Source organism: Mesorhizobium sp. WSM4308 (assembly GCF_002294905.1).
Classification (GTDB): domain Bacteria; phylum Pseudomonadota; class Alphaproteobacteria; order Rhizobiales; family Rhizobiaceae; genus Mesorhizobium.
The window spans coordinates 312,320-333,409 of record NZ_NSFW01000004.1; the positions used below are offsets into that span (position 1 = coordinate 312,320).

At 64.3% G+C, this 21,090-nt stretch carries 22 protein-coding genes; 10 read left to right on the forward strand and 12 right to left on the reverse strand.

All coding sequences use genetic code 11. From position 1 onward, the window contains the following. Positions 1–2 precede the first annotated feature (2 nt). Positions 3–968 (forward strand): ornithine cyclodeaminase family protein, encoded by a 966-nt coding sequence (locus CK227_RS09590; protein ID WP_095772483.1) that lies wholly within the window; start codon positions 3–5, stop codon positions 966–968. On the opposite strand, the gene CK227_RS09595 is transcribed toward CK227_RS09590, so the two are convergent. The 3 genes from CK227_RS09595 to CK227_RS09605 form a co-directional block, all read right to left on the reverse strand. Continuing rightward, the gene (locus CK227_RS09595; protein WP_095772482.1) at positions 958–1,401 is read right to left on the reverse strand and encodes an EVE domain-containing protein; all 444 of its coding nucleotides are present in this window, start codon (positions 1,399–1,401) and stop codon (positions 958–960) included. The genes CK227_RS09590 and CK227_RS09595 overlap by 11 nt on opposite strands. After that, positions 1,398–1,793: a VOC family protein gene (locus CK227_RS09600; protein WP_095772481.1), complete on the reverse strand. Its 396-nt coding sequence runs from the start codon at positions 1,791–1,793 to the stop codon at positions 1,398–1,400. The genes CK227_RS09595 and CK227_RS09600 overlap by 4 nt, the downstream gene beginning before the upstream one ends. 77 nt (positions 1,794–1,870) lie before the next feature. Further along, positions 1,871–2,560, reverse strand: a complete 690-nt coding sequence (locus tag CK227_RS09605) for a YafY family protein (protein ID WP_095772480.1) — start codon at positions 2,558–2,560, stop codon at positions 1,871–1,873. A 146-nt stretch (positions 2,561–2,706) separates the two neighbouring features. On the opposite strand from CK227_RS09605, the gene CK227_RS09610 reads away from it, so the two are divergent. From CK227_RS09610 to CK227_RS09640, 7 genes are all read left to right on the forward strand, one after another. Continuing rightward, positions 2,707–3,147 carry a DUF1772 domain-containing protein gene (locus CK227_RS09610; RefSeq protein WP_245318101.1) on the forward strand — a complete coding sequence of 147 codons (441 nt, stop codon included), beginning with the start codon at positions 2,707–2,709 and terminating at the stop codon, positions 3,145–3,147. Positions 3,148–3,249: 102 nt separating this feature from the next. Further along, positions 3,250–4,335 (forward strand): class I SAM-dependent rRNA methyltransferase, encoded by a 1,086-nt coding sequence (locus tag CK227_RS09615; RefSeq protein ID WP_095772478.1) that lies wholly within the window; start codon positions 3,250–3,252, stop codon positions 4,333–4,335. Next, positions 4,336–5,193 (forward strand): RNA methyltransferase, encoded by an 858-nt coding sequence (locus CK227_RS09620; RefSeq protein ID WP_095772477.1) that lies wholly within the window; start codon positions 4,336–4,338, stop codon positions 5,191–5,193. 13 nt (positions 5,194–5,206) lie between these two features. Further along, a complete protein-coding gene (gene lspA, locus CK227_RS09625; RefSeq protein WP_095772476.1) occupies positions 5,207–5,704 on the forward strand; it encodes a signal peptidase II in 498 nt (165 codons plus the stop codon). A gap of 57 nt (positions 5,705–5,761) precedes the next feature. Beyond that, the gene (locus tag CK227_RS09630) at positions 5,762–6,751 is read left to right on the forward strand and encodes an MDR family oxidoreductase (protein ID WP_095772475.1); all 990 of its coding nucleotides are present in this window, start codon (positions 5,762–5,764) and stop codon (positions 6,749–6,751) included. A gap of 142 nt (positions 6,752–6,893) precedes the next feature. Further along, the gene (locus CK227_RS09635; RefSeq protein WP_095772474.1) at positions 6,894–9,182 is read left to right on the forward strand and encodes a PAS domain-containing hybrid sensor histidine kinase/response regulator; all 2,289 of its coding nucleotides are present in this window, start codon (positions 6,894–6,896) and stop codon (positions 9,180–9,182) included. 287 nt (positions 9,183–9,469) lie between these two features. After that, positions 9,470–10,345 (forward strand): GNAT family N-acetyltransferase, encoded by an 876-nt coding sequence (locus tag CK227_RS09640; RefSeq protein ID WP_179296420.1) that lies wholly within the window; start codon positions 9,470–9,472, stop codon positions 10,343–10,345. A 70-nt stretch (positions 10,346–10,415) separates the two neighbouring features. Here the strand turns inward: CK227_RS09640 and CK227_RS09645 are convergent, their stop codons facing one another. Together CK227_RS09645 and grpE are read right to left on the reverse strand one after the other, a co-directional pair. Next, a complete protein-coding gene (locus tag CK227_RS09645; RefSeq protein WP_095772472.1) occupies positions 10,416–11,048 on the reverse strand; it encodes a trimeric intracellular cation channel family protein in 633 nt (210 codons plus the stop codon). 102 nt (positions 11,049–11,150) lie between these two features. Then, the gene (grpE, locus tag CK227_RS09650; protein WP_095772471.1) at positions 11,151–11,783 is read right to left on the reverse strand and encodes a nucleotide exchange factor GrpE; all 633 of its coding nucleotides are present in this window, start codon (positions 11,781–11,783) and stop codon (positions 11,151–11,153) included. Between the two features lie 237 nt (positions 11,784–12,020). On the opposite strand from grpE, the gene CK227_RS37190 reads away from it, so the two are divergent. Together CK227_RS37190 and CK227_RS09660 are read left to right on the forward strand one after the other, a co-directional pair. Then, positions 12,021–12,221, forward strand: a complete 201-nt coding sequence (locus tag CK227_RS37190; protein ID WP_095772470.1) for a hypothetical protein — start codon at positions 12,021–12,023, stop codon at positions 12,219–12,221. A gap of 80 nt (positions 12,222–12,301) precedes the next feature. Beyond that, positions 12,302–13,324, forward strand: coding sequence for a fatty acid desaturase (locus tag CK227_RS09660; RefSeq protein WP_095772469.1), 1,023 nt, complete (start codon positions 12,302–12,304; stop codon positions 13,322–13,324). Between the two features lie 46 nt (positions 13,325–13,370). Here the strand turns inward: CK227_RS09660 and CK227_RS09665 are convergent, their stop codons facing one another. From CK227_RS09665 to cysG, 7 genes are all read right to left on the reverse strand, one after another. Then, positions 13,371–13,991, reverse strand: coding sequence for a DJ-1/PfpI family protein (locus CK227_RS09665; RefSeq protein WP_095772468.1), 621 nt, complete (start codon positions 13,989–13,991; stop codon positions 13,371–13,373). A gap of 184 nt (positions 13,992–14,175) precedes the next feature. Beyond that, on the reverse strand, positions 14,176–15,783 hold the full coding sequence (locus CK227_RS09670; protein ID WP_095772467.1) for a GMC family oxidoreductase N-terminal domain-containing protein: 1,608 nt from the start codon (positions 15,781–15,783) through the stop codon (positions 14,176–14,178). A 96-nt stretch (positions 15,784–15,879) separates the two neighbouring features. Continuing rightward, on the reverse strand, positions 15,880–16,410 hold the full coding sequence (locus CK227_RS09675) for a DUF934 domain-containing protein (RefSeq protein ID WP_095772466.1): 531 nt from the start codon (positions 16,408–16,410) through the stop codon (positions 15,880–15,882). Positions 16,411–16,519: 109 nt separating this feature from the next. Continuing rightward, positions 16,520–17,284, reverse strand: coding sequence for a phosphoadenylyl-sulfate reductase (locus CK227_RS09680; protein ID WP_095772465.1), 765 nt, complete (start codon positions 17,282–17,284; stop codon positions 16,520–16,522). Beyond that, positions 17,259–18,929 carry a nitrite/sulfite reductase gene (locus CK227_RS09685; protein ID WP_095772464.1) on the reverse strand — a complete coding sequence of 557 codons (1,671 nt, stop codon included), beginning with the start codon at positions 18,927–18,929 and terminating at the stop codon, positions 17,259–17,261. Before CK227_RS09685 ends, CK227_RS09680 begins: the two co-directional genes overlap by 26 nt. Positions 18,930–18,973: 44 nt before the next feature. Beyond that, positions 18,974–19,267: a DUF2849 domain-containing protein gene (locus tag CK227_RS09690; RefSeq protein WP_095772463.1), complete on the reverse strand. Its 294-nt coding sequence runs from the start codon at positions 19,265–19,267 to the stop codon at positions 18,974–18,976. Continuing rightward, positions 19,264–20,718, reverse strand: a complete 1,455-nt coding sequence (cysG, locus tag CK227_RS09695; RefSeq protein ID WP_095772462.1) for a siroheme synthase CysG — start codon at positions 20,716–20,718, stop codon at positions 19,264–19,266. Before cysG ends, CK227_RS09690 begins: the two co-directional genes overlap by 4 nt. Positions 20,719–21,090: the final 372 nt, after the last annotated feature.

Genomic DNA, 21,090 nt, shown 5'->3' on the forward strand with positions numbered 1-21,090 from the left:
TCATGCTGACCATTTCGGCCGCCGAGGTCGACAGTGCGCTGACCTTTCCCGGACTGGTCGAGACGTTGCGCGCGGCATTCCGCGAAGGTGCGGTGCAGCCGGTCAGGCATCATCACGCTGTCGAACGGCCCGATGGTGCCGCCTCGACCTTGCTGCTGATGCCGGCATGGACCGATTTCAACGCCGCCGGCACGTCTTCCGGCGGCCATATCGGCGTCAAGATCGTCACCGTCTCGCCCGACAACAACGCCATCGGCAAGCCCGCCGTGATGGGGCTCTATCTCCTGCTCAATGGCGCGACAGGCGAACCGGAAGCCCTGATCGACGGCCAGCGGCTGACGCAATGGCGCACCGCCTGCGCCTCGGCGCTGGCGGCTTCCTACCTTGCCCGCGACGACGCCTCGCGGCTGCTTGTGGTCGGCGCGGGCGCCCTATCGCCGTTCCTCGCCAAGGCGCATTCGGCCGTGCGGCCGATCAAAACCATCCGCATATGGAACCGCACCCCGGCAAACGCCGAGAAAGTCGCGGCCGATTTGCGCGCCGATGGCTTTGCGGCCAGCACCGCGACCGACCTCGATACCGAGCTTGGTGAGGCCGATATCGTTTCCTCGGCGACGATCACCACCACGCCGCTGATCAAGGGCGCTCTGTTGCGGCCAGGCACCCATGTCGACCTGGTCGGCGGCTTCACCCCGACGATGCGTGAAAGTGATGACGACGCCATCGCCCGCGCCCGCGTCTATGTCGACACCCGCGCCGGCGCCACCAAGGAAGCCGGCGACATCGTCCAGCCGCTGGCCTCGGGCGTGCTGAAGACGGACGCCATCGTCGCCGACCTGCACGAATTGGCGCGCGGCCGGAAAAAGGGCAGAGAGAGCCCTGACGAGATCACGCTGTTCAAGTCGGTTGGCGCGGCACTCGAGGACCTTGCAGCGGGCATTGCCGTCTACAAGGCTCTCAAGCCCTAGCTTCTGCAAGTTTCTTTGCAGCACCCATCGCCTCTGCGATCAGACGAAAATCGTGATCGGTGATTTCGAACAGGCCAAAGCGCAGCTGATATCCCCAGTTCGACTTGCCGGCGGTGAAGTCCAGCCGTTCGAGCAACGGCTTGATCGGCGCTTCTTCAGCCGCCATCCACTCGACATCGCGCCGGAACGGCGTGAAGCCGCCGCCCATGTCGCCCTGATAGGGTTCTCCTTCCCGCACCGTGCCGATTGCCGTGAATGCCTGCAGGCCGTCTTTTTCGCGCAAAACTGTGGTCGGCGAATAGTAGACGATGCCGTCGCCGGGCTTGACGCGACGCAGCGGCGCCGCCTTGCCGTGATTGACCTGCATGAAACCGTCCTTTCGGCCGCGCCGGACATGTTCGGCCGACGCAACGGCGATCCAATACGCGCTCATTTCTGCTCTCCATCGGCCTGTTGCCCGTCGGACAGCCAGTAGACGCGCAGGCGGTGGTTGTCGGGATCGAGCGCAACGAAAGTGCGGCCGAAATCCATGTCGGTCGGCGTCTGCAGGATCTCCAAGCCACGTCCGGACCAGTCGGCGTGGGTTGCGTCGACCGCATCCGGCGTCTCCAGCGCAAACACGATCTCGGCGCCGCCACCGGCCGCGGCCGCCGCCGGCTCGACCGTATGGCGCGACCACAGGCCGAGCTTGAAGTCGTTGTCGAGCACGAACAGCACGAAGGCCGGCGCGCTTTCGAGCGGCTCGCACCCCAGCAGCGCGCTGTAGAAGGCACCGCTCTTGAGCGGCTGGTCGACATAGAGAATGACGAAATTCGGGCTTACCATGACTGCTCTCCAAGCTGTTTCAACGTTTCGACTTGGCTGATATAGGGCAAGCTACTGTCAGATTCTGGCAGTAGGCATCATGGCCCGCGCGGCTTGTCGAGCGTTGCCCGCCACTCCTTGAGCAGCGCCTGGCGGCGACGCGGATAGCGCGCATCGACGGCGTCGAGGCCGGATATGCGATCGGCGCGAAAATGCCGGAAATCCTGTCGCATCTCGCACCACGCCACCACCACCCGCACCTTGTCGAAGAAGCCGAGCGCGAACGGCCAGACGATACGTTGCGAAGCAGCACCACCGGCATCGCGGTAGAGAAAACCGAGTTTGCGTTCGTGGCGGATGGCCTGCCGCACGACGCCAAGATCTATGCCTTCAATGGCCGTCATCTGCGGCCCGACCAACAGGGTCGAGGCATCGAGATCCTCGCGCAGATCCTCCGGCAGCACGGCCGCGATCTTGGCCAGCGCATTGGCGGCAGCGGCCGAAAGACGCTGGTCCGGCTGCTTGGCAACCCAGCGCGAACCGAGCACGATGGCTTCGATCTCCTCGTCGCTGAACATCAGCGGCGGCAGCATGAAGCCGGGCTTGAGCACATAGCCCAGTCCCGCCTCGCCCTCGATCGGCGCGCCTTGCCCCTTCAGCGTGGCGATATCGCGGTAGAGCGTGCGGATCGAAATCCCGAGCTCATCGGCCAGCGCCTGCCCGCTCACCGGCCAGCGGTGCCGGCGCAGCGACTGGATCAGGTCGAGCAGGCGTTCGGAGCGGGACATCAATGGCAATCCGTTGGCGACGAACGATAGGGCCGCCATGCTTGGCGCCGCAAGCGGCTTGATGGCTCGGAACTCCTCGGACGAGGGACCGTTGTTCCGGCATGCAGATATACGGTTTCCTGCTGTTCTGGTCTGTGCTGACTGCCATGGTCGCCGCACTCAGCCTCGGGCCGTCTTTCGCCCACGTCCTGGAATCGGCACCCCGGCTCACCCAGTGGTCGCCGGCCCTTTGGCGCGAGACCACCGTTTTCAACGGCCAGTTCCTGCTCTTCGCGGTGATTGGCGCGCCGCTGGACATCGCGGCAATCGCCTGCCCCGGACTGCTAGCCTGGCTGCTGCGCGACGATCGCCCGGCGTTCTGGTTCGCGCTCGTAGCCGCCTTGCTCTACGCGCTGTCGCTCGTGTTGTGGTTTGTTCTCGTCAAACCGGCCAATGATGTCCTCGCCACCTGGGTGCCGGGCCCGATCCCGGATGGTTTCGAAGCCATCCGGCTGCGTTGGGAAACCGGCCACATGGCCGTCACGGCATTCAAAACCGCCGGCTTCATTTCGCTGGCTCTCGCCCTGCTTGCGATCAGGCGCGGCTGAACCGCCCGCCACCGCGCCGCCGTCGCAATGTCGCGCGGGTTTTGTTGCGCCGAAGGGCATAGCTGTGGCAGAAGCGGGCCGAACCGCCGGAGATGCTGCTTCTTGAAGTCTTTTCGCGACAAACGCCGCGACGGCCGCCCGCCCGCGAAGGACGGCGCGCAACAGGCGCGTGCGCACGACAATCACGGTGCGGCAAGGTCGGAGGCAAAGCCACGGGAAAAGCAGGCCGGCAGCCCGGACAGCCAGCCCGCACCGAATTCCGCCCCGCGCATCCTTGCCCGCCGTGACGGCGCCCTGCCCGCCGAGCAGCTTCCGCTGATTCTCGAAGTGGCGCCGAATGCCGATTATGCGCTGCTCGACAGCGGCGCCGGCCAGAAACTCGAACAATATGGCCCCTACCGCATCGTGCGGCCCGAGGGCCAGGCGATCTGGCAGAAGGCCTTGCCGGCGAGGGACTGGGAGCGTGCCGACGCCATCTTCACCGGCGACACCGACGAAGAGGGCATCGGCCGCTGGCGTTTCCCGAAGATGCCGCTCGGCGAGACCTGGCCGATGAAGCATGACGGCATCGATTATCTCGGCCGTTTCACCTCGTTTCGCCATGTCGGCGTCTTTCCCGAACAGGCCTCGCACTGGGACCACATGGCCGGGCTGATCGCGGCGGCCAGGCGGCCGGTCAAGGTGCTGAACCTGTTCGGCTATACCGGCCTCGCCTCATTGGTGGCGGCCCGCGCCGGCGCCGAGGTCACCCATGTCGATGCCTCGAAGAAGGCGATCGGCTGGGCGCGTGAAAACCAGGAGATGGCCGGGCTGGGCAGCAAGCCGATCCGCTGGATCGTCGACGACGCGGTGAAATTCGCCGAGCGCGAGGAGCGCCGCGGCAGCCGCTACGACATCATCCTGTTCGACCCGCCGGCCTATGGCCGTGGCCCCAAGGGCGAGGTCTGGCAATTGTTCGAGGATCTGCCTGCCCTGACCGATCTCTGTCGCGCGATCCTGACGCCGAAGCCGCTTGCCGTGGTGTTGACCGCCTATTCGATCCGCGCCTCCTTCTTCGCCATCCACGCTTTGATGCGCGACACGTTCGCCGGCATGGGCGGCAGGGTTGAATCGGGTGAGCTGATCATTCGCGAAAAGTCCGCTGGCAGGGCGCTTTCGACCTCATTGTTTTCGCGTTGGGTGGCCTGAATGAACGAACGGCATGTGGGCGCACCTGGCCAGGTGAAGGAAGTCACCAGCCTCGCCAATCCGCTGATCAAGGACATCAAGGCACTCGCCCTGAAGAAATTCCGCGACCAGCAGAACGCCTTCATGGCGGAGGGGCTGAAGCTGGTCATCGATGCGCTCGACCTGGGCTGGCAGATCAGGACGCTTGTGTTCGCCAAGGCCGGGCGCGGCAACCCGGCGGTGGAAAAGGTCGCCGCGCGCACGGTTGCCGCCGGCGGCACGGTGCTCGAAGTCTCGGAAAAAGTGCTTGTCGCCATCACCCGCCGCGACAATCCGCAAATGGTGGTCGGCGTCTTCTCGCAAAAATTCCTGGCGCTGAAGGACATCCGCGCCGACAATGGCGATGTCTGGGTGGCGCTCGACCGGGTGCGCGACCCCGGCAATCTGGGCACCGTCATCCGCACCGTCGATGCCGTCGGCGCCAAGGGTGTCATCCTGGTCGGCGACACCACGGACCCGTTTTCCGTGGAGACGGTGCGCGCCACCATGGGTTCGATCTTCGCCGTGCCGGTGGCGAAGGCAACGACCGAGGCCTTCCTTGCCTGGCGCGGCGGATTTTCTGGCCTTGTCGCCGGCACGCATCTGAAGGGTGCGGTCGACTACCGCTCGGTCGATTTTTCCCGTGGGCCTGTGCTGCTGATGATGGGCAATGAGCAACAGGGCCTGCCTGAAAGCCTGGCAGCGAGTTGCGACCGGCTGCTCAGGATCCCGCAAGCGGGCCGCGCCGATTCGCTCAATCTCGCCGTCGCCACCGGCATCATGCTGTTCGAGATTCGGCGCGGCGCGCTGAGGCTCGAACCAATCGCCGACCAGCAATGAAGGTTGCCCGCCCGTGAGATCATGGTCCCCCTACGCGCTGCTCGTCGTCGCGGCCATCGCGCTCGATCAGTGGATCAAGCATCTGGTCGAGGCCGGCCTGCCCTTCCAGGAAAAGCTCGATCTGGTGCCGTTCCTGGCGCTGTTTCGCACCTACAACACCGGTATCGCCTTCTCGATGTTCTCCTCCTTCGGCGATACCGGCCTGGTGGTCATCGCCGTTATGGTCGTGGCTTTCGTGCTCTACCTCGCCACCCGCACGCCATCGGGCCATGTCATCGCCCGCACCGGCTTTGCCCTGATCACCGGCGGCGCGCTGGGCAATCTGATCGACCGTGCCGTCTACGGCCACGTCATCGACTACATCTTGTTCCACACGCCGGTCTGGTCCTTTGCCATCTTCAACCTCGCCGACGCCTTCATTTCCGTGGGCGCGGCACTGGTCGTCTTCGACGAACTCATCGGCTGGCGTCGCGAGCCCAAAGCTTCGAACGCCAAATCTTCCAAAGATTGACCCCACGCGGCCATCGCCGCACAGTCAAGGACGCCAAGCAAGTTCGCGGAGAAAAAGATGTCCGAAACCTTCAAAGCCATCCTCGTCTCGCGCGACGCCGACAAGAAACAGTCGGTCGCCGTGACGGATCTCACCGAAGCCGACCTGATGGAGGGTGACGTCACCGTCGCGGTCGAGGCGACGACGGTGAACTACAAGGATGGGCTGGCCATTACGGGCAAGGCGCCGGTGGTCCGCCGCTGGCCGCTGGTGCCGGGCATCGACTTCGCCGGAACGGTCATCTCGTCCTCCAATCCCGACTGGCGCAAGGGAGACAAGGTCATCCTGAATGGCTGGGGTGTCGGCGAGACGCATTTCGGCGCCTATGCCGGGCGTGCCCGCGTCAAGGGCGACTGGCTGGTTCCGCTGCCGGAAGGCATCAGCGCCCATGACGCGATGGCGGTCGGCACCGCCGGCTATACCGCCATGCTCTGCGTCATGGCGCTGGAGCGGCACGGCATCCTGCCTGATCGCGGCCCGGTGGTGGTGACGGGTGCAGCCGGCGGCGTCGGTTCGGTCGCGGTCTCCATCTTGTCCAGCCTCGGGTACCACGTCATTGCGTCGACCGGACGCAATGCCGAAAGCCCCTATCTGATAAATCTCGGCGCCGCCGAGGTGATCTCGCGTGACGAGCTCAGCCAGCCCGCCAAACCGCTGGCCAAGGAACGCTGGGCCGGCGGCATCGATTCGGTCGGCAGCCACACGCTGGCCAATGTGCTGTCGATGACCTCCTATGGCGGCGCGGTCGCGGCCTGCGGCCTGGCCGGCGGCATGGATCTGCCGTCGAGCGTCGCCCCCTTCATCCTGCGCGGCGTCTCGCTGCTCGGCATCGATTCGGTGATGGCGCCGAAGGCCGTGCGCCTCGAGGCCTGGCGGCGCATCGGCACCGATCTCGACCTGCAGAAGCTCGCCAGCCTGTCCACGACCATCGGCTTCGACAATATCATCGATGCCGCGCGCGACATCGTCGACGGCAAGATCCGCGGTCGCGTCGTCGTCGACATGTAAGCCCGCCTCGCGGGCTCCAGCCAGCGGATGGATCGCCTAATCCGGTGGCGAATCCGCCGCTGCCGGGACAAAAACGCCTATCCGCTAAAATTCGAACGATCCGCCGCAATTTTCCATAATCTCTGTCTGGCAAGGGTTTCGCATGATCGCGGAATCCGACAGCCGACAGGCAAACAAGGGCGACGATGTCGATGCGGTTGCGGCACCAGCGGCGGCGCGGCGGTTCATCGCCGCACCGCCGCTGGTGCCCGAGCAACAATTGGTCAGGCGGGAAGGCCTGCCGCTGCTCACCTTCGTCGCCATCCTGGTCCTGGCGGGCCTCGCGCATCTGACCGGGGCGCCGATCTTCATCAGCCTCGCCTTGCTGGCAACCGGCCTCGCCGGCCTGGCCATGCATTTCCATGCCAGACGCAGCGCCCACCGCACCGTGGTAATGCTGGACGAGACCACCGCCCGAAGCCGCGCCGAAATCGAGACGCTGGCCGACCGCATGTGGGAAATGCAGGAAAGCGAGGAGCGCTTTCGCGGTCTCATCGATGCGCTGGGCGACCTCGTCATCCATCGCGATCGCGACGGCCACATCGTCTATGCCAACAAGGTGTTCGCCGATCTGGTCGAAGCCGATCAGCGCGATCTTGCCGGCAAGACCCTGGCCGAACTTGGCATCGAGGTCGGCATCGTCCCCGATGCCGCCTTTTCCGACCATGAGTGCCTCAGTTCCACCGATGTCGCCATCCGCACGCCAAGCGGCCCGCGCTGGTTCTCCTGGATCGAACTGTCGGTGCGCGACAAGGACAGCGGCACGGCATCGCATCGCGCCATCGCCCGCGACATCACTGCCCGCAAGCGCGCCGAATCCTCGCTCATCACCGCGCGCGAGCGCGCCGAATACGCAAGCCAGGCCAAATCGCGCTTCCTCGCCACGGTCAGCCATGAAATCCGCACGCCGATGAACGGCATCATGGGCATGGCCAGGCTGCTCGCCGACACCAGCCTATCGCCGGAACAGCAGACCTATGTCGGCGCCATCTCGACCTCGGCCAGCGCCCTGCTCGCCCTGATCGAGGACCTGCTCGACTATTCCAAGATCGAGGCCGGTCGCTTCGATCCGGAACCGCAGCCCATGTCGGTGCGCGAGATCGCCGACAACATCATCGAATTGCTCGCCGCCCGCGCCTTCGCGAAGGGTATTGGCCTCGGCTGCCACGTCGAACCGGATGTACCGCAATTGATCACAGCCGATCCAGGCCGGGTCAGGCAGGTGCTGCTCAATCTGATCGGCAACGCCATCAAGTTCACCGACGGCGGCGGCGTGCTGGTCAGCATCGCGCGCGCCCGCACCGAGACCAGCGACCGCATCTGCTTCACCATCACCGACACCGGTCCCGGGCTGCGCGAAGAGGACATGGAGCGTATCTTCGAGGAGTTCGAACAGGCCGACGGCACCTCGACGCGCGCACATGGCGGAGCGGGGCTCGGACTTGCCATCTCCAAGCGGCTGGTGGCCGCCATGGGTGGCACGATTTCGGTGTCCAGCCGGCTTGGCCAAGGGTCGGAATTCGTCTTCGAAATCCCGGCCACGGAGGCCACCGAGGCGCCTCAGGGCCGGCAGAACGTGCTTGCCGGCAGGCGCGCGGTGATCCTGTCCAGGAACGCCGTCGAGGCAGACGCCATCGCCCGCACCATCCGCGCCAATGGCGGCGCGGCCGCCATCGCCACCACGGTGGCACAGGCCGCCTCCTTCGCCGACGGCTGCGACGTGGTTCTGGTCGACGCGGCCATGGAGGAGAGCGATGGGAGAGTGCTCAAACGGTTGCGCCAAGTCGGCTTTTTGGATTGCGAAGCCGTTACGCTGATCGCACCGACCGACCGCGGCCTGCTTGGCGAATTCCGCGCCAGCGGCTACGCGACCTTCCTGGCCCGGCCGGTGCGCGGTGGAACACTTTTGCGTGTTCTTTTGACCAGCCATGCGCCGGCCCTTGCCCAGCCGCAGCCGGAAAAGCGCCGCACCCCTGCGCTGCGCGCTTCAAGCGACCGCCAGTTGGGCTTGTCCGTGCTGATCGCCGAGGACAACGACATCAATGCCATGCTGGCCCGCGCCACGCTGTTGAAGGCGGGGCACCGCGTCAAGGTAGTCGGCAATGGCAAGGCCGCCGTCGAGGCCGTCACCAGCGCCGGGCACAAGCACCGCTTCGACGTGGTGCTGATGGACCTGCATATGCCGGTCATGGACGGGCTGGATGCCATTGCCGCGATCCGCCGCCATGAGGAAGAGACATCGGCGCCGCCCGTGCCGATCATGGTGCTGTCGGCCGACAGCCAGGAAAAGACGCGCCATGCGGTGCTTGCCCATGGCGCCAGCGGCTTCGTCACCAAGCCCCTCGACCCGGATGCGCTCGTCAACGCCGTCGAGGGCCAGGTTGCGGCCTGATCCGGTTTTTTCCAGCTGGGCGGCTGATGCACGCCAACCCAAAGAGGCCCCGATTTATCGAGGGCGACCCCCATCAAAACAAGGGTTTGAAGCGCGGCGAGTTGATCCGTGCAAACGAAAGGCGCCTCGCTCCTCCTCACCTAACGTAGCCGGTTGACCGTTTTCGCCAGCCGACGAAGTATTGCCCGCGACGCCTTATCACGGTACTGTCACAATCCTGTTGCACCTACACCGTATCCCCGTGCCAAGAGGGATGGCTCGAAGGAGAATCACTCGTGCATACAGTTATGCCGGAATGTGACACTCGGCCGAACGCCAGCAGCGCCTTGCTCGGCGGGCGTAATGTCGATTCCGTCATAAAGGGCGCCGCACTCGGCCGTATTGGCAATCTCGAAGTGCGGCTCGCCCGCAACGAGGCCGAGATCGCGGCCGCGCAGGAAGTGCGCTACCGCGTATTCTATGACGAGCTTGGCGCCCGCAAGGACCTGTTCCAGGCGCAGGACCGCCGCGACGCCGACCGATTCGATCCGCTTTGCGATCATCTGCTCGTCTTCGACAATTCGATTTCCGGCCCCGAACACCGCCGCATCGTCGGCACTTACCGGCTGCTGCGGCAAGAAATCGCGGCCGCCGCCGGGGGCTTCTATTCCGAAGGCGAATTCGAGCTGACCAAGCTCATCGCCCGCCATCCCGGCCAGCGTTTCCTCGAGCTCGGCCGATCCTGCGTTTTGCCGGAATACCGCTCGAAGCGCACCATCGAGGCGCTGTGGCAAGGCATCTGGGCCTACATCAATCACTACGAAATCGGCGTGATGACCGGCTGCGCTTCCTTCCACGGTACCGTGCCGGCGGCGCATGCCGAGGCGCTCACCTATCTCGCCCATCACTGCCGCACGAATTCGGCCTGGGATGTGCGCGCGGTGTCCGGGCGCTATTGTTCCATGGACCTGATGCCGATCGAGGCGGTCAACACCAAGGCGGCGATCGCGGCGATGCCGCCTCTGGTGAAGGGCTATCTGAGGGTCGGCGCCCGCATCGGCGACGGCTGCGTCATCGACCGCGAATTCTCGACCGTCGATGTCTTCGTGGTGATGCCGGTCAAGGAGATCGGCGCCCGCTACGTCAATTACTATGGCGGGGAAGCGCAGCGCTTTGCGGCGTAAGGGCAGCAGGCAAGACGCTACGTTCACGCTTCGCTGACTACGCACTACTGACTATTCTCTATCCCCTTCCTTACGGAATATCCTCCGGCCGCCGGCCAGGCCGGCTCCTGTACGACGGAAACGACCAGCCGAAACGCAGCGCGCCGCCGCGCACGGCGAGCGCCACGACGAAGCCGGCCAACCCCGAGACGATCTGCGGCAATCCGGCGACGTCGCCAAATGTGAAGATGGCGGCGCCCGCCAGAGCGGCCGTGACGTAGATCTCCGGCCTCAGCAGCACCGATGGTTCGCCGGCAAGCAGATCGCGCAATATGCCGCCGAAGGTCGCGGTCAGCATGCCGGTGATGATAGAAACCACCGGCGAACCGGTGATCGCCAGGCCCTTGGCCGCACCCATCACTGAAAAAGCGGCCAGCCCGATGGCGTCGAGCCACAACAGCAGCTTGTAGCGGGATTCGACGCGATGCGCGGTGAAGAAGACAAGGATCGCCACCACCGCGCAGATCAGCACATAGTCGCGGTTTCCCACCCAGAACACCGGCACGTTGAGGATGAGGTCGCGAAACGTGCCGCCGCCAATGCCGGTGACGCTAGCAAGGAACAGGAAACCGATAATGTCGAGTTGCTTTCGCGAAGCAGCCAATGCCCCGGTCGCCGCAAAAACAGCGACGCCGGCATAGTCGAGAAGGGCGATGGGATGCATGGCGGTAAGGGAGTAGGCTTAGGGATTAGGAATTGGGCGTATGCATAGCACGAAGCCGCACGATTGATACGACTGCCTTATTCCCTACTGCCCTACCCCTAACTACGCATCCTTCTCCGCCTGCTCATTCACCGGCCCCGGCTCGACCGGCGCCTCGGCGGCAATCTTCGGGCCGCCCTTGGCGACGCCGACCATGGCCGGACGCAGCACGCGCTCGCCGATCGAATAGCCCGGCTGCACGACCTGGACGACGGTGTTGGCCGGGACATCGGGATTGGGCACTTCGAACATGGCCTGGTGGAAATTGGGATCGAACTTCTCGCCTTCCGGCGCGAGCTTCTTGACCCCATGCCGTTCCAGCGCCGACAGCATCGCGCGCTCGGTCAGGTCGACGCCTTCGATCAGCGCCTTGAAGCCGGCGTCGCCCGAGGCCTTCGCCTCCGCCGGAATGGCGTCCAGCGCGCGGCGCAGATTGTCCGACACCGACAGCATGTCGCGGGCGAAATTCGCAACCGCATAGGTGCGCGCGTCGTGTACGTCGCGCGCGGTGCGGCGGCGCAGGTTCTCCATCTCGGCCGCGACGCGCAGCGCGCGGTCCTTCAGCTCTTCATTTTCCTTCAGCAGTCGCACAAGCGCTTCATAGTCGCCGTCGATGCTGCCTTCCGTGCGCTCGGCATTGGCCTCGGTCGCCTCGGCTTCACTGGGCGCGCGTTCGTCTTTTGCCTGGTCGCTCATCGCCGTTTCCCGTCATCTCGAATGGTATGGATTTTGTGCCCGATATCGAGGTTTGGCGGCCAAAAATCAAGGGGTAAGCGATCATTGAGCCTTGGGCCGGACCTGGGTCGTGATCAATGGCGATGCTTAGATTTTAATTCAAAGTTTACCGTACTTGCCGGCTTGGCTTGCCACGGAAGCGTGATGCGGGAACCATTCCCCTACTGGAGGAGTTTCGGAGCCGACACAGGATTTGAAATGATGACCCGCAACAAGGCTGAAAAGGCAGAAAGGCTCGCCGCAGAAGTCAGGCGCCAGTTCGGTGCCGAGGCGATGACGCGTTTTCTGCGTACCTTGCCGGCTTTCCGTATCGAAACCGATACTCATGACCGCTTCAGGCAATTGCTCGACCGCCTCGATCGGGTCGAGGATGGCGGTACCAGATTGCGGCGGCAGTAGCTCTTTACGCGACAATTACGCGCAGTAATTTTGCGTGATGGCTGCCTTGCGGTAGCCACATGCCGTGCCTATGCTTCCTGATGAACATGATTTCCCCCGATGCGGTCGCCAACAGCAAGCGTGCCTGGTTGAAGGTCCTGGCGCGCTACAAGAAGCCGGACCGGCGACGCAGCGCCGTCGAACTCGCCATCACCCTCATCCCGTTCGCCACGCTGTGGGCGCTCTCCTCGGCTTCCTATGCCTATGGCCATTGGTGGGGGCTGATCCTGATCCTTCCGGCAGCGGGGTTCCTGGTGCGCATCTTCATGATCCAGCATGATTGCGGCCATGGCTCCTTCTTCGCCAACCGCTATGCCGACGACTGGATCGGCCGCGCGCTCGGCGTCCTGACGCTGACACCCTACGATTGCTGGCGGCGCGCCCACGCGACACATCATGCCAGCGCCGGCAATCTCGACGAGCGCGGCATGGGTGACATCACGACGCTGACCGTTGCCGAATACCGGCAATTGTCCTGGCGCGGGCGCCTCGCCTACCGCCTTTATCGCCATCCACTGGTGATGTTCGGGCTTGGACCCATCTGGCTGTTCATCTTCTCGCAAAGGCTGCCCATCGGCATGATGCGCGGCGGCCTGACGCCCTGGGTGTCGTCGATGACCACCAATCTCGCCATCGCGCTAGCGGCGGCCCTGCTTATCTGGACCGTCGGTCCCGGTGCGTTCCTGGTCGTCCATCTGCCGATCGTCATTCTCGCCGGCTCGGCAGGCATCTGGCTGTTCTACGTCCAGCACCAGTTCGAGGAGACGGAATGGGCAAAGGATGACGACTGGGAGTTCCAGCATGCCGCCTTGCATGGCTCGTCCTATTACGACCTGCCGCCGGTGCTGAACTGGTTCACCGGCAATATCGGCGTTCATCACGTCCATCACCTCTCCGCCAAGGTGCCTTGCTACCGGCTGCAGGAAGTGCTGCGCGACTATCCGGAACTGCGCGGCATCGGTCGCGTCACGCTGCTCGACAGCCTGCGCTGCGTCAAACTGGCATTGTGGGACGAGAATCGCCGGAAGCTGGTGTCGTTCCGCGAGGCACGGGCGACGATGTAGACGACGACCGCCGCGCCGTGGCGCGGCGGCGGAAGCAAACCCCTGTTCAGGCGGCCTGGCGCTCTTCGCGCATCAGGATCTCGCCATGGCGGATTTCGGTGCCAAGCACCTTCAGGCACTCACGGATGAAGTTGGACAGGCCCGGCCAACCCTTGGCCGACACCAGATTGCCGTCGACATGGGCGCCGGTCGGCGCGACGTCGATGTAGATGCCGCCGGCGAGCGTCACTTCCGGCTCGCAATAGTGGAGCGCCGCCACTTCCCTGCCCCGCACCACACCGTCGACCGCAATCAGGATCTGCACGCCATGGCAGATGGTGAAGATCGGCTTGCCGGCCTCGTGGAAATGCCGCACCAGCGCCTGCACCCGCTTGTCGATGCGGATGTATTCGGGACCGCGCCCGCCCGCCGCGTAGACGGCGTCATACTTGGCCGGGTCCACCTCGGAGAACGTCTTGTTGAGGATGTAGTCGTGGCCGGGCTTTTCCGTGTAGGTCTGGTGGCCTTCAAAATCGTGCAGCGAAGTCTTGAGGATATCACCGGCCTTCTTGTCCGGGCAGACGACATGCACGATGTGGCCGACGGCATGCATGGCCTGTTCAAAGACGAAAATCTCATACTCCTCGCTGAACTCGCCAACGAGCATCAATATCTTCTTGCCAGCCATTCCTGGTTCCTCCCTTGTGGCCATATTTATTTCGGGTCGCGAAATAATGTTCTCTATCCTAAGGGCAGGAGGGTCGCAGGGAAAGCGCAAATCGCCAAATTGGTATGACCAGTTTTCCGCCTTCTCGTCCGAAGGCGCTTCTCGGCAGACGAAAATAGCTTCGCTGGTTCGACCAGAGCCGCGGTCAGGCGGCGGCCTTGATCATGTCCGCCGCCTTTTCGGCAATCATGATGGTCGGAGCGTTGGTGTTGCCGCCGATCAGCGTCGGCATCACCGAGGCGTCGACGACCCGCAAGGCTTCAAGCCCGTGGACCCGCAATTGCGGATTGACCACCGCCAGGTCGTCGACGCCCATCTTGCAGGTGCCGGCCGGGTGATAGATCGTGTCGGCGCGGGCACGGATGTGGGACATCAACTCCGCGTCGCTCGAAACACCGGCGGTGTAGATTTCCTTGTGGCGATATCTGGCCAGCGCCGGCGCCTCCAGGATACCGCGCATCATCCTGACACCCTTGAGCAAAAGCCCGGCGTCGCGTTCGTCCGAAAGAAAGCGCGGATCGATGCGCGGTGGTGCCATGGGATCATGAGTCGACAGCCCGACCTCGCCGCGCGAATGTGGCCGCAGCACGCAGACATGGCAAGAAAAGCCATATCCCATATGCAGCTTGCGGCCATGATCATCCACGATCGCGATGCAGAAATGCAGTTGCAGGTCGGGCCGTTCCATCGCCGGATCGGATTTGAGGAAGGCACCGCCTTCGGCATAGGGCGTGGCGATCATACCGCCGCCATCTTTCCGCCAGCGCAGCATGTGCCGCAGCAGGCCAGGTAGGCCGCGTAGACCGATGCCCATCATGTCGGCATCCCTTGACGTCCAGCCCATGATGAAATCGAGATGGTCTTGCAGGTTCTTGCCAACACCGGGCAGTTCATGAATGACCGGAATGCCATGCATGGCAAGCTCGGCGGCCGGACCAATGCCCGATAGCAACAGGAGCTGAGGCGAACCGAAGGCGCCACCACAGACGATCACTTCGCGCCTGGCTTTCGCGACGGCTTCGCCCTTCCCCGCGCGATACCGCACGCCGGTGGCGCGCTTGCCATCGAGGATGACCGCCGTGGCATGCGCACCAGTGATGACGGTAAGGTTCGACCTGTTCATGGCCGGTCGCAGATAGGCAGCGGCCGCCGAGCAGCGCTCGCCATTACGGCGTTCGCCCCAGAATTGCGTCACTTGGTAAAGTCCGGCACCTTCCTGTTCGACGCCGTTGAAATCATCGTTGCGGCGGATCTGATTTTCGCCGCAGGCCTCGACAAAGGCCCGGGAGAGCGGACGTGGCTCTTGCTGCTCGGCAACCCGCAGCGGCCCCTCACCGCCATGCAGGGCATCAGCGCCGCGTTGATTGCCTTCAGCCCGCCGGAAATAGGGCAGCACCTCGTCCCATGACCAGCCGTCGCAGCCGAGTTCGGCCCATTCGTCGTAATCGCCGCGGTGCCCGCGCGTATAGAGCATGGCATTGATGGCGCTGGATCCGCCCAGCGCCTTGCCGCGCGGCTGGTAACCCTTGCGGCCGCCAAGGCCCTGCTGCGGCACCGTCTCGAACGCCCAGTTGTTGATCTTTGGCCGGCCCGGCAACAATGCAATGATGCCTGCCGGCGCGCGGATAAGCAGGTTGCTGCCCGCGCCGCCGGCTTCGATCAGGCAGACCGTTTTCGATGGATCTTCGGACAGCCGCGCGGCAAGCGTGCACCCGGCGGACCCGCCGCCGGCGATGACATAGTCGAAATCCATGACTTCCTCCCTCGCACCCGGCGGATGTTTCCGTCCGGATGACCAAGAGAAGGCTCGATTACGGCCTATGTAAAGATGGGTGGAATTACCCCAACGTCAGCTGCGAACGCGCCGCCAGGAATATTTCGGGCCCTTGGGCTCCGGCACGGCGGCTGGCTGGTAGTAAAGCCCCAAGCCGCCGGTGCGTTCCTCTTGCAGGCGCTTCAGCAGCACCGGGTTGGAAATCTCGAACTCGTCGAAGCCGAGACGCAGCATATGCGGCAACGGATCGACCAGCACTTGGCCGGTGGCGCGAACGGCACCCTCGAAGCGGTAGCGGCCGCGCAGCAGTTCGGCCTTGGAGAAGGAGCGCCCATCGCTGAAGGCCGGGAAGACCAGCGCCACCAGCGACAGCTGGTCAAGCAGGTCGGCTATCTTCTCGAGCTGATCGCCCGGCTGCAGCACCACGCCGAGCCGCTCCTTGGCGGACCGGCGCACCTCGGGATCAAGGTCGAGGAACGCCTGCAGCGGCAGGATGAAGCGGCCATTGCCGGAAAGCGCGTCGGCACTTTCGGCATGGGCCCACTCGTCCTCGCGAAAACCCTGCGGGGTCCAGAGCCGGGTCTCCGGTGTCGTCGTTTCGGTCATCAAAATTCCTAAAGTCCCAAGATCCAGGTCCGCTGAGAGCCCCTCCCGCACAAAACCGGCGGCCTCCGGGGAGGTCGCCGTTCGCAGGCCGGCTGGATATCAGCATACCCTATAGTGATGCGTCGGTCAGCGACTTCTCCAGTCCCGACAGGTGAATGCCGCACTCGGTCTTGGCATGACCGGCCCAGCGGCCGCTGCGCGCATCCTCGCCCGGCTGCACCGGTTGCGTGCACGGAAAGCAGCCGATCGACAGATAGCCATAAGCGACCAGGGGATTCTCGCGCAGCGCATGCGCCCGCATGTAGTCGGCCTGGTCCGAGGTCGTCCAGTGCGCCAGCGGATTGATGCGGATGCGCGGGCCGACCGCCTCGAACACCGGCAGCGCTGCCCGCGTCGAGGCCTGAAAACGCTTGCGGCCGGTGAACCAGGCGCGGAAGGGTGCCACGCCACGCGCCAGCGGCTCGACCTTGCGCACGTCGCAGCAGGCATCGGTGTTGCTCTGGTGCAGATTGCCCGTCGGGTCGATCCGCGCGAGCGCCGTCTCCTCGGGCTTGATGACCTGGATGTTGGTCAGCCCGAAATCGGCGACGAGCGCGTCGCGGTAGCCGAGCGTCTCTTCGAAATGCTTGCCGGTGTCGAGGAAGATGACCGGCAGCGTGCGGTCGATCTCGGCGATCATGTGCAGCAGCACGGCCGAATCCGCCCCGAAGGACGACACGGCTGATATCTCGTCGTGAAACAGTTCGCGGGCCGAGCGCTCGATGATCTCGAGCGGCTTCAGGTGGCCGTAGAGCGCGTCAAGTCCCGCCGCCTTGGCGGCGACGCCGTCATCAGCGTCGGCTATATGGTCAAGCGGCCTTGGTTTCGCCAGCATAGAGCGCCTCCTTGAACGGCGCGGGACCGACACGGCGGTAGGCGTCGATGAATTTTTCCTGAGGGTTGAGCCGAAGGCCGAGATAGGTCTCGACGATCTGCTCGATGGCGTCGGTGATCTCTTCCGACGAGAAGCCGCGGCCGATGATCTCGCCGACCGACGTGTTCTCGTCGGCCGACCCGCCCAGCGTCACCTGATAGAGCTCGGAGCCCTTCTTCTCGACGCCGAGGATGCCAATATGGCCGACATGGTGATGGCCGCAGGCATTGATGCAGCCGGAGATCTTCAGCTTCAGTTCGCCGATCTCGCGCTGCCGCTCCAGCGAGGCGAAACGTTGCGAGATTTCCTGCGCGATCGGGATCGAGCGTGCGGTGGCCAGCGCGCAATAGTCGAGGCCGGGGCACGAGATGATGTCCGATATCAAATTGGAGTTGGCCGTCGCCAGCCCGATATCGACCAGCGCGTCATAGACCGCCTTGAGGTCGGCGCGCGCCACATGCGGCAGGATCAGGTTCTGCTCATGGCTTACGCGCAGCTCGTCGAAGGCGTATTTTTCGGCGATGTCGGCGACCGCTTCCATCTGGCTGTCCGAAGCATCACCCGGCACCTCGCCGATGCCCTTGAGCGAAATCGTCACCGCCGCGTAGTCGGGATGACGATGCGTCACCACATTCTGGTCGAGCCACTCCGAAAAGCCCCTGGAATCGAGGCGCGCCAGCTTGACCGCCTGGTCGCCTTCCGGCCGATCGGTGAGCGCCGGCGGCGCGAAATAGGCTTGGATGGCGCGGATATCGGCATCCGGCAGCCTCAGCTCGGCATCCTTCAACGCCTGCCACTCGGCCTCGACCTGGCGGGTGATTTCCTCGACGCCGGTCTCGTGCACCAGGATCTTGATGCGTGCCTTGTACTTGTTGTCGCGGCGGCCATAGAGGTTGTAAACGCGCAGGATCGCGGTGCAGTAGGACAGAAGATCGGCTTCCGGCAGGAAGTCGCGGATTTTCCTTGCCACCATCGGCGTGCGGCCCTGGCCGCCACCGACATAGACGGCGAAGCCAAGCTCGCCGGCGGCGTTCTTCTTCAGGTGCAGGCCGATATCATGCGTCTGGATGGCGGCGCGGTCGCGCTCTGCCCCGGTCACCGCGATCTTGAATTTCCTGGGCAGGAACGAGAATTCCGGATGCACCGAGGACCATTGCCGCAGGATCTCCGCATAGGGACGCGGATCGGCGACCTCGTCGGCGGCGGCGCCGGCGAAGTGGTCGGCGGTAACGTTGCGGATGCAGTTGCCGCTGGTCTGGATGGCGTGCATCTCGACGCTCGCCAGATCGGCCAGGATCGCCGGAATGTCCGACAGCGCCGGCCAGTTGAACTGGATGTTCTGGCGCGTGGTGAAATGGCCGTAGCCCTTGTCGTATTTGCGGGCGATGTGACCGAGCATGCGCAGCTGCTTGCCGTTCAGCGTGCCATAGGGCACCGCGATACGCAGCATATAGGCGTGCAGCTGCAGGTAGACGCCGTTCATCAGCCTTAGCGGCCGGAACTGGTCCTCTGATATCTCGCCGGACAGCCGGCGCTGGACCTGGTCGCTGAACTCGGCGACGCGGGCCTGGACAAAATCGTGGTCGAACTCATCGTAACGGTACATGCTTCGTCTTTCAGGGCGCGTCCGCCCGTTTCACTCAAACCTGGCTATGCCGCACGCTCGGCCTGCTTGCCGAGATCGCCGCGGATGGTCGGGCCGGCGGCGCGGATCTTTTCACGCAGCCGCACCGGCTCGACGACACCGTCGACGACTTCCGCGTCGATCAGATTGACGTCGACCACTTCATTGTCGGCATGAGCCTTGGCGCCGATCGCCTCGAGGCGATCCTCGGCCGCCTTGTCATGCGCAAGATCGGCCTGGCCCACCGTCTCGGCCCAGCCGCCATCGGCGTACCAGACGGCGATGCCATCCGTCAGGCGGTTGGCGGTCAGTATCTTCATGGCTGAACTCTCTCGCTGGTGGCTTTGGCCGCGCCTTCATTCCTGTGTGCTGCCGCAAGCGGTTCGGACCGTTCGAAGTTGGCGCCGGCGACCGCATCGCCAATGATGGTCATGACCGGCCCGGAAAGATCGCCACGCGCTTCCAGCGATGGCAGGTCGGCCAACGTGCCGTGGAAACGGCGCCGGTTAGCAAGGCTGGCATTCTCGACCACGGCCACCGCCGTGTCCGGCGACAGGCCGGCTTCGATAAGCCGGCCGGCAACCTCGGCAGCGACGGAGCGGCCCATATAGACGGCGACGGTGGCGCCGGAAATCGCGAGCTTGGCCCAGTCGGGCAACGAATTGCCCTTGAGGTCGTGGCCGGTGGTGAAGACCATGGACGAGGAGACGCCGCGCAAGGTCAGCGGCAGTTCGAAATCGGCGGCGGCGGCAAAGGCAGCGGTGACGCCTGGAACCACCTCATAGGCGATACCGGCATCGCGCAGTGCCGCCATTTCCTCGCCGGCGCGGCCGAACACCAGCGGATCGCCTGACTTCAGCCGCACCACGCGCTTGCCCTGCCGGCCAAGCTCCACCAGCAGCGCGTTGATTTCGACCTGGCTCTTGCTGTGGCAACCCTTGCGCTTGCCGACCGGCAGGCGCTCGGCATCGCGGCGGCCCATGGCGACGACGGCCTCCGGCACAAGCGCGTCATGGACGATGACATCGGCTTCCATCAGCAGACGATGGGCACGCAACGTCAGCAGGTCCTCGGCGCCCGGACCAGCGCCAACCAGCGCGATGTGGCCCGAAGCGGGTGCGTTCGATAGCAGAAGATCCACCGCTGCGTCATTCGCCTGCGACAGCTGGCCGGCTTCCACGGCATGCGCAGGCGCACCCTGGAAAAAACTGTTCCAGAAGCGCCGGCGGGCATTGCCTTTCGGCAGCAATTTCTCGGCTGCCCCACGCAGCGAAGCAGCGAGCGTCGCCAGCGAACCGAGCGATGGCGACAGCATCTGATCGATGCGGCTGCGCAGCATCTGGGCCAGCACCGGGCCGGCGCCTTCCGTTCCGATGGCGATGGCGACCGGCGCACGGTTGACCAGCGCCGGAGTGAAGAAGTCGCAGAGTTCCGGCCGGTCGACGGCATTGACCGGAATGCCCAGTTCGCGCGCATCGGCTGCGACACGGCGGTCGAGCGCCTCATCGCCGCTGGCGGCAAATACCATGACCGCGCCTTCCAGCTGCGAGGCGTCATAAGCTGCCGCGACATGGTTGGCGCCGGACTGGGCAACAAAGGCAAGCAGCTCCGGCTCGGCATTTTCGGCGATGATGCGTAGCACCGCGCTCGACTGTCCGATCAGCCGCGCTTTGGCCAAGGCTTCCTCGCCGGCGCCGACGATGGCCACGGCTTCGCCCTCGACCCGCACGAAGACGGGGAAGGCATTGAGCTTGGCATTGGCCTGCGGCATGGGAAAAGCAATCCAGGAACAGTGTCGCAGTTTTACGCCCCGGCGCGAAAAACCAGAAGCAAAGCACTCGCGCATCCTGCGATGGCAGGCAATCGCTTTTTCGCAACTGCGAAAGGCAGGAGAAAAATATTCCACATCCTCGGTGCGGGCGGATTCAAGCCGCTGAAACGAGCCTTGATTTCAGGTCTTTTTAGCCACTTGCCCTCTATCTGGCAAAACAGTTTTTTCTAATTTCTACCAATTCAGTAGATTAAAGTCGTCCACTCACGGATCGCCTGTTCAACCGTTGGCGGCACCGCCGTCGCTTCGCCGTAGGGGGGTGGAACGTTGCCGGGTTGATACGCGTTCCGAAGCGTAGCCATTCATCAAAAG

Bases quoted from the DNA above. Each gene is read 5' to 3' on its own strand.
- CK227_RS09590 (WP_095772483.1), top strand. From the start codon at position 3: ATGCTGACCATTTCGGCCGCCGAGGTCGACAGTGCGCTGACCTTTCCC.
- CK227_RS09595 (WP_095772482.1), bottom strand. From the start codon at position 1,401: ATGAGCGCGTATTGGATCGCCGTTGCGTCGGCCGAACATGTCCGGCGC.
- CK227_RS09600 (WP_095772481.1), bottom strand. From the start codon at position 1,793: ATGGTAAGCCCGAATTTCGTCATTCTCTATGTCGACCAGCCGCTCAAG.
- CK227_RS09605 (WP_095772480.1), bottom strand. From the start codon at position 2,560: ATGTCCCGCTCCGAACGCCTGCTCGACCTGATCCAGTCGCTGCGCCGG.
- CK227_RS09610 (WP_245318101.1), top strand. From the start codon at position 2,707: ATGGTCGCCGCACTCAGCCTCGGGCCGTCTTTCGCCCACGTCCTGGAA.
- CK227_RS09620 (WP_095772477.1), top strand. From the start codon at position 4,336: ATGAACGAACGGCATGTGGGCGCACCTGGCCAGGTGAAGGAAGTCACC.
- CK227_RS09630 (WP_095772475.1), top strand. From the start codon at position 5,762: ATGTCCGAAACCTTCAAAGCCATCCTCGTCTCGCGCGACGCCGACAAG.
- CK227_RS09635 (WP_095772474.1), top strand. From the start codon at position 6,894: ATGATCGCGGAATCCGACAGCCGACAGGCAAACAAGGGCGACGATGTC.
- CK227_RS09640 (WP_179296420.1), top strand. From the start codon at position 9,470: ATGCCGGAATGTGACACTCGGCCGAACGCCAGCAGCGCCTTGCTCGGC.
- CK227_RS09645 (WP_095772472.1), bottom strand. From the start codon at position 11,048: ATGCATCCCATCGCCCTTCTCGACTATGCCGGCGTCGCTGTTTTTGCG.
- grpE (WP_095772471.1), bottom strand. From the start codon at position 11,783: ATGAGCGACCAGGCAAAAGACGAACGCGCGCCCAGTGAAGCCGAGGCG.
- CK227_RS37190 (WP_095772470.1), top strand. From the start codon at position 12,021: ATGATGACCCGCAACAAGGCTGAAAAGGCAGAAAGGCTCGCCGCAGAA.
- CK227_RS09660 (WP_095772469.1), top strand. From the start codon at position 12,302: ATGAACATGATTTCCCCCGATGCGGTCGCCAACAGCAAGCGTGCCTGG.
- CK227_RS09665 (WP_095772468.1), bottom strand. From the start codon at position 13,991: ATGGCTGGCAAGAAGATATTGATGCTCGTTGGCGAGTTCAGCGAGGAG.
- CK227_RS09670 (WP_095772467.1), bottom strand. From the start codon at position 15,783: ATGGATTTCGACTATGTCATCGCCGGCGGCGGGTCCGCCGGGTGCACG.
- CK227_RS09675 (WP_095772466.1), bottom strand. From the start codon at position 16,410: ATGACCGAAACGACGACACCGGAGACCCGGCTCTGGACCCCGCAGGGT.
- CK227_RS09680 (WP_095772465.1), bottom strand. From the start codon at position 17,284: ATGCTGGCGAAACCAAGGCCGCTTGACCATATAGCCGACGCTGATGAC.
- CK227_RS09685 (WP_095772464.1), bottom strand. From the start codon at position 18,929: ATGTACCGTTACGATGAGTTCGACCACGATTTTGTCCAGGCCCGCGTC.
- CK227_RS09690 (WP_095772463.1), bottom strand. From the start codon at position 19,267: ATGAAGATACTGACCGCCAACCGCCTGACGGATGGCATCGCCGTCTGG.
- cysG (WP_095772462.1), bottom strand. From the start codon at position 20,718: ATGCCGCAGGCCAATGCCAAGCTCAATGCCTTCCCCGTCTTCGTGCGG.